At 71.3% G+C, this 15,638-nt stretch carries 15 protein-coding genes and 2 tRNA genes; 11 read left to right on the forward strand and 6 right to left on the reverse strand.

Going from position 1 to position 15,638, the window contains the following annotated elements; genetic code table 11:
* The first annotated feature begins 23 nt into the window (after positions 1–23).
* Together L0965_RS04710 and L0965_RS04715 are read left to right on the forward strand one after the other, a co-directional pair.
* On the forward strand, positions 24–1,199 hold the full coding sequence (locus tag L0965_RS04710; RefSeq protein WP_101305828.1) for a DNA polymerase III subunit delta': 1,176 nt from the start codon (positions 24–26) through the stop codon (positions 1,197–1,199).
* Positions 1,196–2,791, forward strand: coding sequence for an alpha/beta hydrolase (locus L0965_RS04715; RefSeq protein ID WP_374198327.1), 1,596 nt, complete (start codon positions 1,196–1,198; stop codon positions 2,789–2,791). Before L0965_RS04710 ends, L0965_RS04715 begins: the two co-directional genes overlap by 4 nt.
* An 18-nt stretch (positions 2,792–2,809) precedes the next feature.
* Here the strand turns inward: L0965_RS04715 and L0965_RS04720 are convergent, their stop codons facing one another.
* From L0965_RS04720 to L0965_RS04730, 3 genes are all read right to left on the reverse strand, one after another.
* A complete protein-coding gene (locus tag L0965_RS04720; protein ID WP_060960471.1) occupies positions 2,810–3,469 on the reverse strand; it encodes an ABC transporter permease subunit in 660 nt (219 codons plus the stop codon).
* Positions 3,462–4,499 (reverse strand): methionine ABC transporter ATP-binding protein, encoded by a 1,038-nt coding sequence (locus tag L0965_RS04725; RefSeq protein WP_060960470.1) that lies wholly within the window; start codon positions 4,497–4,499, stop codon positions 3,462–3,464. Before L0965_RS04725 ends, L0965_RS04720 begins: the two co-directional genes overlap by 8 nt.
* Before the next feature lie 79 nt (positions 4,500–4,578).
* Positions 4,579–5,472 carry a MetQ/NlpA family ABC transporter substrate-binding protein gene (locus tag L0965_RS04730; protein ID WP_060960469.1) on the reverse strand — a complete coding sequence of 298 codons (894 nt, stop codon included), beginning with the start codon at positions 5,470–5,472 and terminating at the stop codon, positions 4,579–4,581.
* 243 nt (positions 5,473–5,715) lie between these two features.
* Here L0965_RS04730 and L0965_RS04735 point away from each other — a divergent pair.
* From L0965_RS04735 to L0965_RS04755, 5 genes are all read left to right on the forward strand, one after another.
* Positions 5,716–5,791 (forward strand) — tRNA-Thr (locus L0965_RS04735).
* A gap of 26 nt (positions 5,792–5,817) precedes the next feature.
* Complete coding sequence (locus L0965_RS04740; RefSeq protein ID WP_101305829.1) at positions 5,818–6,213, forward strand: hypothetical protein; 396 nt, start codon at positions 5,818–5,820, stop codon at positions 6,211–6,213.
* Positions 6,214–6,275: 62 nt separating this feature from the next.
* Complete coding sequence (locus L0965_RS04745) at positions 6,276–8,558, forward strand: efflux RND transporter permease subunit (RefSeq protein WP_101305830.1); 2,283 nt, start codon at positions 6,276–6,278, stop codon at positions 8,556–8,558.
* A gap of 45 nt (positions 8,559–8,603) precedes the next feature.
* A complete protein-coding gene (locus L0965_RS04750) occupies positions 8,604–9,188 on the forward strand; it encodes an isochorismatase family protein (RefSeq protein WP_101305831.1) in 585 nt (194 codons plus the stop codon).
* On the forward strand, positions 9,185–9,928 hold the full coding sequence (locus tag L0965_RS04755) for a DUF2510 domain-containing protein (protein ID WP_101305832.1): 744 nt from the start codon (positions 9,185–9,187) through the stop codon (positions 9,926–9,928). Before L0965_RS04750 ends, L0965_RS04755 begins: the two co-directional genes overlap by 4 nt.
* Before the next feature lie 30 nt (positions 9,929–9,958).
* Here L0965_RS04755 and L0965_RS04760 read toward each other — a convergent pair whose 3' ends face one another.
* The 3 genes from L0965_RS04760 to L0965_RS04770 form a co-directional block, all read right to left on the reverse strand.
* Positions 9,959–11,188 (reverse strand): serine/threonine-protein kinase, encoded by a 1,230-nt coding sequence (locus L0965_RS04760; RefSeq protein ID WP_101305833.1) that lies wholly within the window; start codon positions 11,186–11,188, stop codon positions 9,959–9,961.
* A gap of 28 nt (positions 11,189–11,216) precedes the next feature.
* Positions 11,217–11,292: transfer RNA gene (locus L0965_RS04765), tRNA-Lys, on the reverse strand.
* 100 nt (positions 11,293–11,392) lie between these two features.
* Entirely contained in the window at positions 11,393–12,055 is a 663-nt protein-coding gene (locus L0965_RS04770) for a fasciclin domain-containing protein (protein ID WP_060960478.1), read from the reverse strand.
* Between the two features lie 332 nt (positions 12,056–12,387).
* On the opposite strand from L0965_RS04770, the gene sigK reads away from it, so the two are divergent.
* From sigK to L0965_RS04790, 4 genes are all read left to right on the forward strand, one after another.
* The gene (gene sigK, locus L0965_RS04775; protein WP_060960451.1) at positions 12,388–12,987 is read left to right on the forward strand and encodes an ECF RNA polymerase sigma factor SigK; all 600 of its coding nucleotides are present in this window, start codon (positions 12,388–12,390) and stop codon (positions 12,985–12,987) included.
* Positions 12,984–13,808 carry an anti-sigma factor domain-containing protein gene (locus L0965_RS04780; RefSeq protein WP_198553681.1) on the forward strand — a complete coding sequence of 275 codons (825 nt, stop codon included), beginning with the start codon at positions 12,984–12,986 and terminating at the stop codon, positions 13,806–13,808. Before sigK ends, L0965_RS04780 begins: the two co-directional genes overlap by 4 nt.
* Positions 13,809–13,869: 61 nt before the next feature.
* Positions 13,870–14,508, forward strand: coding sequence for a hypothetical protein (locus L0965_RS04785; protein WP_060960450.1), 639 nt, complete (start codon positions 13,870–13,872; stop codon positions 14,506–14,508).
* A 244-nt stretch (positions 14,509–14,752) separates the two neighbouring features.
* Complete coding sequence (locus L0965_RS04790; protein ID WP_101305834.1) at positions 14,753–15,637, forward strand: aminodeoxychorismate lyase; 885 nt, start codon at positions 14,753–14,755, stop codon at positions 15,635–15,637.
* The last annotated feature ends 1 nt before the right edge of the window (position 15,638 follow it).

A 15,638-nucleotide genomic window follows, 5' to 3' on the forward strand; every position in this document is an offset into this window, starting at 1 on the left:
GTGCGGGCACGTAGGCTGGGGGCATGATTGCGGATGCTCCGATCGCCGAGGGGGAGCCCGGGACGGAGGTCCCGTGGGGCGAGGTGTGGGGCCAGGGCGAGGCGTTGCAGCAGCTGCGCGCCGCGGCATCCGATCCCGCTCAGCTCGCGCATGCGTGGCTCATCACCGGCCCGGCCGGCTCGGGCCGCTCGACCCTCGCGTACGCGTTCGCCGCGGCGCTGATCGCCGAGCCGGGGGATGAGAACGCGATGCGTCAGGTGCTCGCCGGCACGCACCCCGACCTCACCGCGTTGCGCACCGAGGGTGTGATCATCTCGATCAAAGACGCCCGCGCGCTCGTCGAGCGCTCCTACTTCTCCCCGTCGCTCGGCCGCTACCGCGTCATGGTGATGGAGGATGCCGACCGGATGGTCGAGCGCACCAGCAACGTGCTCCTCAAGGCGCTCGAAGAGCCGCCGGAGCGGACCGTGTGGATCCTCTGCGCGCCCAGCGACGCCGACCTCCTGCCCACGATCCGCTCGCGCGTGCGCACGCTGCGTCTGCGTGAACCCGATGTCGCCGACGTCGGACGCCTCATCGTGGCACGCACCGGCGTCGACCCGGCCACCGCCGAGCAGGCGGCGCGGCTCGCGCAGCGCCACATCGGCATGGCGGTGCGCCTGGCCACCGACGAGGGCGCGCGCGCCCGCCGCGACGAGACGCTGCGCGCCGTGCTGTCGGTCCGCGGCGTCGGGGGAGCGGTCGAGACCGCGGCGCGGATCGTGCAGCTGGCCACCGACGACGCCAAGGCGCTGACGGCCGAGCGCGATGAGGCCGAGCGCGCGTCGCTCCTGCGCACCCTCGGCATCGTCGCCGGCGCGGCGGTGCCGCCCGCCGTGCGCGGTCAGCTCAGCGCGCTGGAGGACGACCAGAAGCGGCGCGCGACCCGCAGCCTGCGCGACGGCATCGACCGCGTGCTCACCGATCTCGAGTCGATGTTCCGCGATGTGCTCATGCTGCAGTTCGGTCGCGGCGACGATCTCATCAACCGCGAGCTGGCGTCCGAACTGCGCGCCCTCGCCGATGCCTGGTCGGCCCCCCGCACGCTGGTGGTGCTGGACGCGATCTCGCAGACGCGCACGAACCTGGAGGGCAACGCCGCCCCCGCCCTGGCCCTGGAGAGCATGCTCGTGACCGTCGCGAGCGGGAGGACACTGTGACCGAGACATCCCACCGCCGTCGTCGTTCCGTCGTCGGCCGATCCGTCGTCCGGCGCGCCGTGGTCACGATCGCCGCCCTCGCGGCGGCGACCACGATGCTGTCCGGCTGCCTGTACGCGGCCATCCCCCCGGAGAGCGCCGCCACGCCGGCGCCCAGCCGCGAACCCGACGTCGACGGGGCTCCCGCCGGCTTCGAGGAGTTCTACGGGCAGCAGCTCGACTGGCAGGCGTGCAGCGGCGCGGATGCCGGGAGCTTCGACTGCGCGACGGTCACCGCACCGCTGGACTGGACCGATCCCTCGGTGGGGACCATAGATCTCGCCGTGATCCGCCGCGCTGCGACCGACGGCGACGCCATCGGGTCGCTGCTGACCAACCCCGGCGGACCCGGCGCGAGCGGTTACGATCTCATCGCGCAGTCGTCGTCGTTCGCGGTCGGTGCGGCGCTCTCCGACGTGTACGACGTCATCGGGTTCGACCCGCGCGGCGTCGGCCGTTCCACGGCGGTGCGCTGCTTCGATGCCGCGGAGATGGACGCCTACCTCTTCGACATCCCCGCCGATCCGCGGGGCAGCCAGGGCTGGACCGACGAGCTGACGGCCCGCAACCAGGACTTCGTGAAGGCCTGTGAAGCGGGAAGCGACGGCATCCTGCCGTACATCACGACCGACAACGCGGCGCGCGACATGGATCTGCTGCGCGCCGTGCTCGGCGACACGAAGCTCAACTACCTGGGCTACTCGTACGGCACCTTCCTCGGCGCGACGTACGCCAAGCTGTTCCCCGAGCGCGTCGGGCGCCTCGTGCTCGACGGCGCGATCGATCCGTCGGTGTCGGGACTGGACGTGAGCACGACGCAGGCCATCGGATTCGAGTCGGCGCTGCGGGCGTACATGGCCGACTGTCTGCAGGGCCGTTCCTGCCCGTTCTCGGGCAGCGTCGACGAGGGCATGGCCGCTCTCGGCACGCTCCTGGCGAGCGTGGACAGCTCGCCGCTGACCGGCTCGGACGGGCGTGAGCTGGGCGCCGACACGTTGATGACCGCGATCATCGCCGCCCTGTATTCCCAGGACAGCTGGTCCTACCTCAGCAAGGCCCTCACCGACGCCCTCGCCGGTGACGCCGACACCGCGCTGACGCTGGCCGACTTCTACTACGCCCGCTCCGATGGCACCTATCAGGACAACTCGACCGAGGCCTTCCGGGCCTACAACTGCATGGACTACCCCCTCGACTCCTCGCAGGCCGACAAGGACGCCGCCGACGCGCTCGTGCGTCAGAAGGCGCCGACCATCGCTCCGTACTGGCAGGGTGTGGATGTGTGCGAGGTCTGGCCCTACCCGCCGACGGGCGTGCGCGAGAAGATCGCCGCCGACGGCGCCGCACCCATCGTGGTGGTCGGCACCACCAACGATCCCGCGACGCCGTACGAGTGGTCGGTCTCGCTGGCCGAGCAGCTGTCGTCGGGGGTGCTGGTGACCCGCCAGGGCGAGGGGCACACCGGCTACAACAAGGGCAACACGTGCGTCGACACGGCCGTGGAGGACTACCTTGTCGACGGCACGGTGCCGCAGAACGGGCTCACCTGCTGAGCTCGCGCGGAGGGTCGCTCAGCGGCGCAGGACCCGGCGGGCGAGCGCGTTGCCGACGAACTGCACCAGCTGGACGATCACGACGATGACCAGCACGGCCGACCAGGTCACCCACGGGTTGAACTGCTTGAAGCCGTAGTTGATCGCGAACTCGCCGAGTCCGCCGGCGGCGACGGCGCCGGCCATCGCGGTCATGTCGACGAGCGCCACGACGACGAAGGTGTATCCGAGCACGAGCGGGCCCAGGGATTCCCGGGGGACGAGCCGGAAGAGGATCCGCGACCGGCTCGCGCCCGCCGCGCGCGCGGCCTCGATGACCCCGGGGCGCACGGTCAGCAGATTCTGCTCGACGATGCGGCTGATGGCGAACAGCGAGGCGATCGTGATGGCGAACACCGCGAACGGCACGCCGATGCCGGGCACGCCGACCCCGCGCGCGATGGGCTGCACGGCGGCCAGCAGGATGATGAAGGGGATCGGTCGGATCGTGTTCACGATGACGTTGAGCACCCCGAACACCGCGCGCTGCGGGAAGAGGCTGCCCGGGCGGGTCGCGTAGAGGGCGAGACCGAGCAGCAGGCCGCCGGCACCGCCCAGCACCAGCGCCGCGCTCGCGACGTACAGCGTCTCCAGCGTCGCCTCCCAGAGCTGGGGCAGCAGCGTGATGAGCCTATCCACGGGGGTCCTCCTCGGTCAGGGGCGCGTGCGCGGATGCCGCGGCCAGCGCGCGCGTGACGGCATCCGCGTCACCGGTCACGGCGAGCGTGAGGTGTCCGAAGACGCGGCCCCGGATGTCGTTGATGCCGCCGTGCACGACCTCGAAGCGCACGCCGTGGGCGGCCAGGGCGGCGAACACGTCCGCCTGTGCGGCGACGCCGTCGCGGACGTCCAGCGTGACGATGCGTCCGTCGTGCCGAGCGCGCAGGGCGGCGAGGTCGTCGCCGGTGGGGACGTCGTCGATGACGCTGGCGACGAAGCGCGCGGTCGCCGGATGCTGCGGGGCGGAGAGGATGTCGAAGACGGTGCCGGTCTCGATGACGCGGCCCTGCTCCATCACGACGACGCGATCGGCGAGGGTGCGGATGACCTCCATCTCGTGCGTGATGAGCACGATGGTGACGCCGAGCTCCGCGTTCACCCGGCGGAGGAGGCCCAGGACCTCCTGGGTCGTGTCGGGGTCGAGCGCGCTCGTCGCCTCGTCGGCGAGGAGGATGCGGGGGCTCGTCGCGAGAGCGCGCGCGATGCCGACCCGCTGCTTCTGCCCGCCGGACAGCTGCTCGGGGTAGTTCTGCGCCTTGGCGGACAGGCCGACGAACTCGAGGAGCTCCGCGACGCGTGAGCGGATCTCGCCACGGGGGCGGCCGGCGACCTCCAGCGGATAGGCCACGTTCCCGGCGACCGTCCGCGAGTCGAAGAGGTTGAACTGCTGGAAGATCATGCCGATGTCCGCGCGCAGCCTCCGCAGCTCCCGCTCACCGAACCGGGTGATGTCGGAGCCGTCGATCTCCACGCGTCCCGACGACGGCGTCTCCAGCGCGTTGATGAGACGGAGCACGGTGGACTTGCCCGCGCCGGAGTATCCGATGATGCCGCAGATCTCACCCGCCGCGACGTCGAGGGAGACGTCGTCGAGGGCGACCACGGGCGGTGCCCCCTTCGTCTGCGGGGGGAAGACCTTCGTGGCCGATGTCAGTCTGATGATGCTCATGGGCTCCCGATCCGGGTCGAGGCGGAGACGACGCACGCGTGTGCGGCCCGCCTTCCGACGGGCCGCACACGCGGGGCGATCACTGCTGGGCGCGGATGTCGTCCTCGGTCTTCTTCAGCGACGTCACCAGATCGGCGACCGGCGTCTTCAGGAGCACCGCGGTGCCGCCCGAGGCCTCCAGCACGCCCTCCTGGACAGCGGCGGTGTTCTGGTACAGCTCGACGAGCTTCGCGTAGGTCGGGTTGTCGGCGTCCGCGGCCTTGGCCGCGAAGATGTTGATGTACGGGAACGCCGACGAGTCCGCCGGGTCGTCCTGCGCGAGCAGCTGGTCCTTGGTCAGTCCGGACTTGGCGACGAAGTCGTTGTTCACGACGGCGCCGGCGAAGTCGGGGAGCGACGAGGCGGTGAAGTCGGCGGCGACGGCCTCGACCTTGACCTTGGAGCCCGGCTCGATGTCGGCGACCGCCGAGAAGATCGACCCGCCGTCCTTCAGCGTGATCAGGCCCGCCGACTGCAGGACCAGGAGCGCGCGCGCCTGGTTGGACTCGTCGTTGGGGACGGCGATCGTCTCACCGGCGGGGATGTCGGCGACGCTGGCGTACTTGGTCGAGTACAGGCCCAGCGGGTAGATCGCGGTCGCCCCGATCGGCACCAGGTCGTCTCCGGCCTTCACGTTGTAGGTGGCGAGGTAGATGATGTGCTGGAACTGGTTCAGGTCGAGCTCGCCCGCCGACAGAGCCGGGTTCGGCTGGTCGTAGGAGTCGAAGTTCACGATCTCGACGTTGATGCCCTCGGCGGCAGCGGCTTCCTTGTAGGTCTCCCAGTAGGGGTCGCCGGCGCCGACGACGCCGATGCGCACGGGGTCGGAGGAGGCCCCCGCGGAGTCGGAGGGCGATGCGGCGCCGGAGGCGCACGCGCTCAGCAGCAGGACGAGCGGCAGCGCCAGAGCGGCGGCCAGGGTCTTCTTGGACATGGGTGGTGCTCCTTGTGGGTCGGGGCACCGCGTGGCGCGGGAGGACTGCAGGGCCGGCTTCCGCGCTCGCCTCGTCGCGGTGCCTCATCGACGGTAGGCAGATCCGGCGTCCAGATCAGAATCGGGACGTAACACGACGACACCGCCGGATCGGGTCGGCGTCGCCGGCGCCGGCGACCGGTTCGCGAGAGGCGCCCCGACCCTGTAGGATCGATCATCGTGCATGGCGCTCCGGCTCCCTGCGCCGCCTTAGCTCAGACGGCAGAGCGATTCACTCGTAATGAATAGGTCAAGGGTTCGATTCCCTTAGGCGGCTCCACACTTCCCCTCGCCCAGGGAGACTCCATGGATCACGCGATCGACGCGCTGATCGAGATCTTCACGTGGGTCGGACTCGGCGCGTTCGTCGTGCTCGCCGCCGCGGCTGTCGTCGTGTGGGCGGCCGACGGCACGTGGCTCCCGGCGGAGGCCATCATCGACCGCGACGGTGAGCATCCGCTCGCGCGGTGGTTCGACGCGGACGGCGACGCGAACAGTGCGCCCCTGTCGGCGGCGGATGCCGCGGCTATCGGCGACGCCGACGCGGCATCCATCTGGTACCGCCACGGCTGGCAGGGACGCATGCGGCTGCAGCGGCGCCCCGCCGGGCTGCGTGCGCTGACCTGGTCGGCGGCGGGGATGCTCGCGCTCGGCATGATCAGTCTCGTCACGGGCTGGGTGCTCTACTTCGTCCGCGGGTGAGTGCGCGTCCCCGCGCATCACGGCGCTGGCATGCGGGACTTATTACTAGATAAGCTAGCGACATGATTCGTCGCACCGACACCCCGACGCGCTGGCTGCGTATCGGCATTCCCGTTCTGCTGGTCCTGATCTGGCTCGTCGGCGGATCCATCGGCGGCCCCTACTTCGGCAAGGTCGACGAGGTCGCGACCAACGACCAGTCCTCGTTCCTGCCGTCCTCGGCGGAGTCCACGCAGGTGCAGGAGCGGCTCTCGCAGTTCACCGGCGGCGACAGCATCCCCGCCGTCATCGTCGTCACCGGCGACGGGGCGCTCAGCGCGGCGCAGCTCACCCAGATCTCCGACCTTGCCTCGACCATCTCCGGCGTCGAGGGCGTCGAGCAGGTGTCGCCGGCCATCCCGTCCGAAGACGGCGAGGCGGTGCAGTTCTTCGTGCCGATCTCGACCGCGGGCGACGTGGGCGAGACGGTCACGGCCGTCCGCGAGAGCATCGAGAAGAACCTGCCGTCGGGCCTGGAGGCGTGGGTCACCGGCCCCGCCGGGTTCACCGCCGATCTGGTGGCGGGCTTCCTCGGTATCGACGGCCTGCTGCTCGCCGTCGCGCTCGGGGCGGTGTTCATCATCCTGGTGATCGTCTACCGCTCCCCGCTGCTGCCGGTGCTCGTGCTGCTCACCTCGACCTTCGCCCTGTGCGTCGCGCTGCTGACGGTCTGGTGGCTCGCCAAGGCGGGCATCTTCGTGCTGAACGGGCAAGTGCAAGGCATCCTGTTCATCCTCGTCATCGGTGCCGCCACCGACTACGCCCTGCTCTACACGGCACGCTTCCGCGAGGCGATCGGCACGGGGGCCAAGCGATGGGATGCCGCGATCACCGCCTGGCGCGGCGCGTTCGAGCCGATCATCGCCTCGGGCGGCACGGTCATCGCCGGGCTGCTCTGCCTGCTGCTGAGCGATCTCGCCAGCAACCGGGCGCTCGGGCCGATCGCCTCGATCGGCATCGCGTTCGCGGTGCTGTCCGCCCTCACGTTCCTGCCGGCGCTGCTCGCGATCTTCGGGCGCGCGGCGTTCTGGCCCTTCATCCCGAAGGGCGCCGACGGCGACCCGGGGGACAACGCCGAGCGGCTCGTCACCGACCCGCACGCCCCCGTCCGCGGTTTCTGGGGCCGCCAGGCGCGGCTGGTCGCGCGCCACGCACGGCCCGTGTGGATCATCTCGACGGTCGTGCTGCTCGCGGCATCCGTCGGCGTGCTGCAGCTGAAGGCCGACGGGGTGCCGCAGAGCGACCTGGTGCTGGGCGCGTCGCAGGCGCGCGACGGGCAGGACGTGCTCGCCCAGCACTTCGCCGCGGGATCGGGCAGCCCGGCGTACATCGTCGTGCCCCAGGACCGGGTGGCCGACGCCGTGACCGTGCTCGAGAAGGCGCCCGGCATCGAATCCGTCGCCGCGACCGCGAAGGACACCGCGTCGGGTCAGATCGGCGTCACGGTGCAGAACGGCGCCCCCGTCTACACGCTGGCCGGTCCGCCGAGTGCGACGCCGCCCCAGCCCACGATCGTCGACGGCGACGTGCTGCTGGTGGCGACGCTGTCGGACGAGGCCGACTCGCTGGCCGCGGAGCAGACCGTGCGCGATCTGCGGACGAGCTTCACGACCGAGCTCGGCGCGGACGTCGCCCTGGTCGGCGGGCCGACGGCGATCGACCTCGACACGAATGACACCTCGATCCGCGACCGTACCCTCATCATCCCGGTGATCCTCGCCGTGATCCTCGTGATCCTGATGCTGCTGCTGCGGGCGGTCGTCGCCCCGGTGATCCTGATCCTGAGCGTCATCCTGTCGTTCGGCGCGGCACTCGGCGTCAGCGCGCTCGTCTTCGACAACCTGTTCCACTTCCCGGGGGCGGACCCCGCCGTGCCCCTGTACGGCTTCGTCTTCCTCGTGGCACTCGGCGTCGACTACAACATCTTCCTGATGTCGCGCGTGCGGGAGGAGTCGAAGCGTCACGGCACACGCCCCGGCATCCTGCGCGGGCTCGTCGCGACCGGAGGGGTGATCACCTCGGCGGGGCTCGTGCTGGCCGCGACCTTCGCCGCGCTCGGCGTGATCCCGATCCTGTTCCTCGCCCAGCTCGCGTTCATCGTCGCCTTCGGCGTGCTGCTCGACACGTTCGTCGTGCGCTCGCTGCTGGTGCCGGCGGTCGCGTACGACCTCGGCCGGCGGATCTGGTGGCCCTCACGCCTCGCGCGGGCCGACGTCGATGCCGGGCGAAACTCCTCCATTCCGGTCGCGGCGGGCGCGACACGCCGGTCGCGGCGGCGTGGTGGAGGCGATTCGGCGGAGTTGTGACCGGGGCGCCGACCGCAGCCGCCCCGAGGGATTAGCCTCGGTGGTATGACCAGAGCACTGTTCATCGTCGACGTCCAGAACGACTTCACGGAGGGCGGAGCGCTCGCCGTCGCAGGCGGTGACGCGGTCGCGCGCGGTCTGACGGCGTATCTGTCCGCGCACGCCGACGACTACGCGCTGATCGTCGCGTCGCGGGACTGGCATGAAGGTCACACCGACAACGGCGGCCACTTCGCCTCCGATGCGGCCCCCGACTTCGTGGACACCTGGCCGGTGCACTGCGTCGCCGGCACGGCCGGAGCGGACTACGACCCGGAACTCGTCACGGACGCCGTGACCCACCACGTCAAGAAGGGACAGGGCATGCCCGCCTACTCGCTGTTCGAAGGAACCACGGATGCCGGTGAGAAGGTGTCGTCCCTGCTGAGCGCCCACGGCGTCACGCAGGTGGATGTCGCCGGCCTCGCCACCGATCACTGCGTGCGCGCGTCGGCGCTCGACGCGATCGCGCACGGGCTGCACGTCCGCGTCCTGACCGACCTCATCGCGGGCGTCGCGCCGGAGAGCTCGGATGCCGCGCTCGCCGAACTCGCCCACGCCGGTGCCGAGCTGGTCGGAGCGGCCTCGTGAGCGCCCCCGCCGGCTGGTACCCCGACCCGGCGGATGCCGCCGCGCGCCGCTGGTGGGACGGCACCCAGTGGACCGCGCAGACGGCGCCCGCGCCGCGGTTCGGCGAATACGCACCGAATCCCGCCGCACCCGCCGCGCCGGTCGCACCCGCCGCGCCGGTCGCTCCGGCGTATCCGGCCTACCCGACGGCTCCCGCCCCTGCGGGTCCGGGGGCCACCCCGCCGGCCGTCGACGTTCCGACCCAGACGATCTGGGTGTGGCTGGCGGTCGCCGCATCCGTGCTGCCGATGCTGTCGATCTTCCTTTTCGACTGGAACGGCTACCTCTCCCTCATCGCGGCGATGATGCGCGCGGCGGAGTCGGGCTCGGGGACGGCCGCGGCCGCCGCGGACCTGACGTCGTGGGAGATCCGCACTCTCGGCATCTCCCTGATCGGCTGGGCGTGCTACGCCGCGTTCATCGTGTTCAGCTGGCTCGACTGGCGCGAGCTGAAGCGCCGCGGCGTGCCGGCGCCGTTCGGTTGGGCATGGTCGTTCTTCGTGCTGGTGAGTGCAGGATCGGCCGTCTACATGATCGGGCGCGCGGTGGTGCTGCGGCGGCGGACCGTCGCCGGCGGCTGGGCTCCGTTGTGGACGTGGGTCGCGGCGACGGTCGTGGGCTTCGTCGCCGCGATCTCGCTCGGCGTGTGGCTGTTCGGCGAGATCCTGCAGGTCGTGTCCGTCGGCACTCTGGGCAGCTGACCGCGGCATCCGTCCGGGGGAAGGGGCGGCTCAGCCGCCGTCCTTGCCCGGGCCGCCGCCCTTGCCGCCGTTGTTCTCGCCCGGTCCGCCCTTGTCCTTGCCTTTGTCCTTCGGGTCGGCGGGAGCGACGGGGTCGGGGTTCGACACCGTGCTCGCGTCGGTCGCCGCGGGCGTAGGCGTCGATGACGGCGTCGTCGTGGTCGGTGACGGTTCGACGCTCGGCGCCGACGACAGTCCCGACCATGCCGACAGGGCGATGACGATGGCGGCCACCGCCGCGCCCGCGCCGATCAGCAGCGGAGCGCGGCGCCACCACGGGCGTGCCCCGGCCGCATCCCGATCGAACCGCGCCGCGGCTGCCGCGGCGGGCTCCGCCGGCGGCAGCGGCGGGATGAGGACGCGGGTGTCTTCGGCACCCGCCGCGCGCGGGGGAGCAGCGAGGGTGTCGGCGATCGCGGCGGCGCTCGGGCGCGCCGCCGGGTCGCGGTCGAGCATCGCGGGCAACAGCCCCGCCCACAGGGGCGGGAGCTCCGCGGGGATGTCAGGATCCTGCGCCAGTCGGGCGAGCAGCTGGCTCGCGCCCTGAGCGGACGGGAAGGCCCGCGCACCGCTGAGCGCCTCCAGCAGCACGAGGCCGAGGGAGTACACGTCGGATGCCGGGGCCGGAGCGTGACCGAGAGCGACCTCGGGAGCGAGGTAAGCGGCGGTGCCGATGAGGGTGCCGGGCTGCGTGATCCGCTCCGAGCCGAGCAGATGAGCGATGCCGAAGTCGGCGAGCTTCGCGCGGCGCGGCCGGCTCGGTGTCGCGCCGGGCGCGAGCAGGATGTTGGAGGGTTTGATGTCGCGGTGCACGACACCGGCGGCGTGGACGGCGCTCAGCGCCTCGGCCAGCTCGCCGGCGATGCGGGTGAGCTCGGCATCCGTCAGCGGTCCTTCGGCGAGCCGCGCCGACAGCGAGGGGCCGTCGACACGTTCCATGACGAGGTAGCGGGGGCCGGGACCGGTCAGGCGCGCGTCGTGCAGCACGACGAGGTTCGGGTGGGTGAGCGCCGCGAGCGCGGCCGTCTCGACCCGCACCCGGTGGCCGGCATCGAGATCATCGCCTGTCGCCGTGATGATCTTGATCGCGACCGTGCGACCCAGCGTGAGGTCGTGCGCCGCGTAGACACGCGACATGCCGCCCGTGCCGATGAGCGCATCGATGCGGTAGCGCGCATCGAGCAGCATCCCGACATCCACAGCTGACGTCCGATCGTCCACGTTCCGAGGCTAGCCGCGCGCGGCCCACTGGTGGGCCCCGTGGGGCTCGAACCCACGACCCGCGGATTAAAAGTCCGATGCTCTACCGACTGAGCTAGAGGCCCCAGGCATCCCAGCGTACCGGCTGCGGGCGGGGCACGGACGCGACGAGGCCGCCGGCGCACAGTGCGCCGGCGGCCTCGGCCGGGGTGTGACCGGGAACGATCAGTTGGTCGGCGTCAGAACCGTGTCGATGAGGTACACGGTCGCGTTGGCCGTCTGGACGCCGCCGCAGATGACGGTGGCGTCGTTGACCTTCAGGTTGTCGCCCGAACCGGTGACGGTCAGGTCGCCGCCCTCGACGGTCTTGTGGGTGCCGACGACCTGCGACGGGTCGAGCTGGCCGGGAACCACGTGGTACGTGAGGATCTTGGTCAGCGCGGCGCTGTCGGTCTTCAGCGAGTCGATCGTGGCCGCGTCGATCTTGGCGAACGCGTCGTCGACCGGCGCGAAGACGGTGAACTCACTGCCGTTGAGGGTGTCGACGAGGTTCACGTCGGGGTTGAGCTGGCCGCTCACGGCCGCGACGAGGGTCTTCAGCAGCGGGTTGTTCGAGGCGGCGACGGCCACCGGGTCCTGAGACATGCCCTCGACCGAACCGGCGCCGGACGGCACGGCCTCGGCGTACGCGGCGCATCCGGGGCCCACGAGGTTGGCGGCCGGGTCCATCGTGGACGGCGACGGCGCCATCGACTGGGTCTCCTGCGTCATCGCGGGGGGCGTGGTCTCGGCGCTGGTCGAGGAGCCCATCGAACACGCCGAGAGCGCGAACGCGCCGGCGATCGTGAGCGTCAGGGCCGCCGTGATCTTCTTCGTGGTGCTGAGCATGATGTCCTCCATGTGAGCTGACGTGCGGTTGTTGGTCCTGCCGAGCCGCAGGTGCGGTCTCGACAAGTCCTTCGGAGCCCGCCGCGCATCGGATGGGAAAAAGTTCCGAATCCGTTTGCGCCTCCGCATCCGCCCCCCCTTATAGACCGAGGGTCTCTTCGCCCGTCTCGGCCTCCGTTCCGGCGGCGCAATCCGATCCCGGTCCGGCGACGAACAGCACATGACCCGAGCGCATCGCGACCTCTGCGGTCGGGGGCGGCCGGAGCATACTCGTTCGCCGCCGGATGGGCCACCCGCGGCCGCGATGCACGACAGAGGGACGGTGATACGGCATGCTGAGAGAGATGGTCATCGACGGTGTGGACGTACCCGAGGACTCACCGGCGCGTGATCACGCCGGGGAGCTCCTGGTGCGCATCGCGGCGGGCGACCGGACGGCTTTCGGGCAGCTCTACGACATGCTCGCCCCCCGCGCCTTCGGTCTGATCCTGCGGGTGCTCGTGAACCGCGCGCTGAGCGAGGAAGTGCTTCAAGACGTCTTCCTGGAAGTGTGGCAATCCGCTTCCGGTTTCGCTCCGAATAAGGGTCAGGGACGGTCCTGGGTCCTCACCATCGCCCATCGTCGCGCTGTCGATCGCGTGCGCTCCACACGCGCAAGCACGGAGCGAGACGAGAAGGCGGGTCTGCGCGAACTGAACACGGGCCAGGACAGCGTCGACGACCAGGTCGCCCTGCGCATCGAGAGCAGGCGCGTCGCCCGGGCGATGGACGCACTCCCCGACCCTCAGCGAGAAGCGCTGCTGCTCGCTTATGTCGGGGGATATTCTCAGAGCGAGATCGCCGCGTTGGTGGGATCGCCCCTGGGGACGATCAAGACGAGAATGCGCGACGGTCTGTCGCGCCTGAGGCAGGAGATGGGGGTGACGTCATGAACGACCGCGACCACCGAGACATCGGAGAAGACGAGTTCGCCGAGCTGTCGGCAGGGCACGCGATGAACGCGCTGTCGGCCGATGACGAGCGCGCCTATCAGACCGCCCTCGACGCCCATCCCGAGTGGGACGACGTCGTCGCCCTCGACGCTGCCACGATCGACATCCTCGCCGACGCCGTCGCGCCGGTCGCGCCGCCCGTCGACCTGCGTTCGCGACTGATGCGTGCCATCGAGGTCGACCCGTCCGCGCCGACGGACGACGGTGCGGATGCCGCGGCATCCGCGGACGAGACGGATGCCGCTCCGCCCGCCCCCGACGCCGAGGAGCCGCCGCCCACCGACGTCGTCCAGACGGTCGAGCGCCGCGCGTGGACGCGTGGGCTGTTCGCGCTCGTCGCCTCCGTCGCCCTGCTGATCGGGATCGGCTGGGGCACGGGTGCGGTCACGAGCCTGTGGCGCACGCCGGCCGCCGTGACGGCGTTGGAGCAGATCCAGTCGGCGCCGGATGCCGCATCCGCACAGGTCGACTTCCAGGGCGGCGAGGCGACCGCGCACTGGTCGCAGAGCGTGGGCAAGGTCGTGCTGGTGGCCGAGGGCCTGCCGGAGATCCCCGCGGATCGCACGTTCGAGCTGTGGTTCGTGCGCGGCGATCAGCCGATCGCGGCCGGCACCTTCGACGCCTCCGGTGCGAAGGCCACGGCTCAGCTCGACGGCACGATGCAGCCCGGAGACACCATCGCCGTGACCGTGGAGCAGGCCGGCGGCTCGCCCGACGGCTCGCCGACGACCGCGCCGATCATCGCGATCCCGACGGTGTGACCGCGACTGCGGCGATCGGGGCCTCGGCCCCGCCCCGGCAGGCCGCCGGTAGCCTGGAGCGATGAGCGACGACTCCCGGGACTATCACCGCCCCGTCCGTCGACCCGCGGACGCGTTCGACCGCCGATTCGGGTCCACGGATCCGGCCGACGTCTCGCGGATCGCGCATGCCACGGCATCCGCCCTGGTGACGAGGGTGCGCAACGAGCCGACCGACGCGGTCGTCGACCGCCTCGTCACCTTCACCGATGCCCACGGGCTCGAGACGGTGGCCGAGCTGTGGTCGCACTCGCCGGCGAAGTCGCTTCCGGGCACGCTGTGGCGGCTGTATCTGCTGCAGTTGATGGTCCGGGACGACGCGGCGACCGCCGCGCTGCTCTACGAGCGCGGGCGGGTCGTGCTGCCCTCCGTCGACGACGTCGTCGCGGGCGCGCCCACGCCGGCCGGGCCGGAAGAGCTCATGACGCTCGTCGACGAGATCCTGCGGGGCGTGTTCACGGGCGACTTCGCGGTCGCGCTGGAGCGTGCCGCGTCGTTCTGTCGGGTCGAGGCGGCGGGCGCCGCCGATGTCGCCGACGACTACGACGCGGCCGAGCCCGAGCGGGCGAGCGCGTTCACGACCCGCGCCCTGCGCCTGGACACCTACGCCGGAGACCTGACCGCGTGCGCGGGCCTCTGGCGACGTGACGCGTTGACCTGACCCGGCGGCTGCTCCCGGTGGCGGGTGGCCCGTGGGCGGTGGCCGGTCGTTGGGCGAGGAGCGCAGTGGCGAGTCGAAACGTGGATGTCTCGGGTGCCCGGCACAGAAGTGCCGGGCCGCAGAACGCCTCTCGGCGCGAGGCCGCTCGGAGCGGCGAAAGATGGAGCCCGGGGTTACTGCGGCCCGGCTGTTCCAGTGTAACGGACGCCCCCTGAGGGGTATTCCCGCGGTCTAGGCTCGGGGCATGGCCTGGCACTTCGCGCTGATGATCGACCCCGCCGACGTGGACGACACCCGCTCCGACTTCGCAGCGACCTTCACCGAGGTCGATCCCGCCGCCCCCGCGCTGACCGTCGGAGAGCTCAGCACGCAGCGCGGCGACGGCATCTTCGAGTCGATCGGCGTCATCGACGGTCACCCGCAGGAGGTCGAGGCGCACCTGTCCCGGCTCGCCCATTCGGCGCAGCTGTGCGACCTCCCCGTGCCCCACGCGGAGCAATGGCGCCAGGCCGTGGCCCTCGCCGCGTCCGCCTGCGGTGCGGGGGAGGCGGTCATCAAGCTCATCCTGAGCCGGGGAATCGAGCACGGTCCCACTCCGACCGCGTGGGTGACCGCGGCCCCGGCCGCCGACTTCTCGATCGCGCGGTCGCGCGGCATCCGTGTCGTCACCCTCGACCGCGGGTACGCCCTCGACGTGCCGTCGCGGGCGCCGTGGCTGCTGTTGGGCGCGAAGACGCTGTCGTACGCCGTGAACATGGCGGCGCTGCGCGAGGCCCGCCGGCGCGGCGCGGACGACGCAATCTTCACGACGAGCGACGGCTACGTGCTGGAGGCGCCGACCGCGTCGCTCATCCTGCGCCGCGGAGATGCCTTCCTGACCCCCGCGCCGAACGCCGGCATCCTGCACGGCACGACGCAGCTGAGCCTGTTCGAGCACCTCGCCGCCCAGGGCTTCGAAACCGGTTACGAGACGATCCCCGTGGCGGAGCTGCACACCGTGGATGCCGCGTGGCTCGTCTCCAGCGTGCGCCTCGCGGCGCCGATCACGGCGATCGACGATGTCGACGTGCCGATGGATGCCGCTCTCACGGCATCCATGAACGACTACCTGCTGAGTCCGCGGGACTGAA

The sequence above is a fragment of the Microbacterium sp. NFH-22A-Y genome (assembly GCF_021401375.1).
Taxonomy (GTDB): domain Bacteria; phylum Actinomycetota; class Actinomycetes; order Actinomycetales; family Microbacteriaceae; genus Microbacterium; species Microbacterium hominis.

Coding starts and splice junctions, on each gene's coding strand:
- L0965_RS04745 (WP_101305830.1), top strand. CDS start 6,276: ATGATTCGTCGCACCGACACCCCGACGCGCTGGCTGCGTATCGGCATT.
- L0965_RS04730 (WP_060960469.1), bottom strand. CDS start 5,472: ATGTCCAAGAAGACCCTGGCCGCCGCTCTGGCGCTGCCGCTCGTCCTG.
- L0965_RS04710 (WP_101305828.1), top strand. CDS start 24: ATGATTGCGGATGCTCCGATCGCCGAGGGGGAGCCCGGGACGGAGGTC.
- L0965_RS04785 (WP_060960450.1), top strand. CDS start 13,870: ATGAGCGACGACTCCCGGGACTATCACCGCCCCGTCCGTCGACCCGCG.
- L0965_RS04780 (WP_198553681.1), top strand. CDS start 12,984: ATGAACGACCGCGACCACCGAGACATCGGAGAAGACGAGTTCGCCGAG.
- L0965_RS04750 (WP_101305831.1), top strand. CDS start 8,604: ATGACCAGAGCACTGTTCATCGTCGACGTCCAGAACGACTTCACGGAG.
- L0965_RS04740 (WP_101305829.1), top strand. CDS start 5,818: ATGGATCACGCGATCGACGCGCTGATCGAGATCTTCACGTGGGTCGGA.
- L0965_RS04770 (WP_060960478.1), bottom strand. CDS start 12,055: ATGCTCAGCACCACGAAGAAGATCACGGCGGCCCTGACGCTCACGATC.
- L0965_RS04725 (WP_060960470.1), bottom strand. CDS start 4,499: ATGAGCATCATCAGACTGACATCGGCCACGAAGGTCTTCCCCCCGCAG.
- L0965_RS04790 (WP_101305834.1), top strand. CDS start 14,753: ATGGCCTGGCACTTCGCGCTGATGATCGACCCCGCCGACGTGGACGAC.
- sigK (WP_060960451.1), top strand. CDS start 12,388: ATGCTGAGAGAGATGGTCATCGACGGTGTGGACGTACCCGAGGACTCA.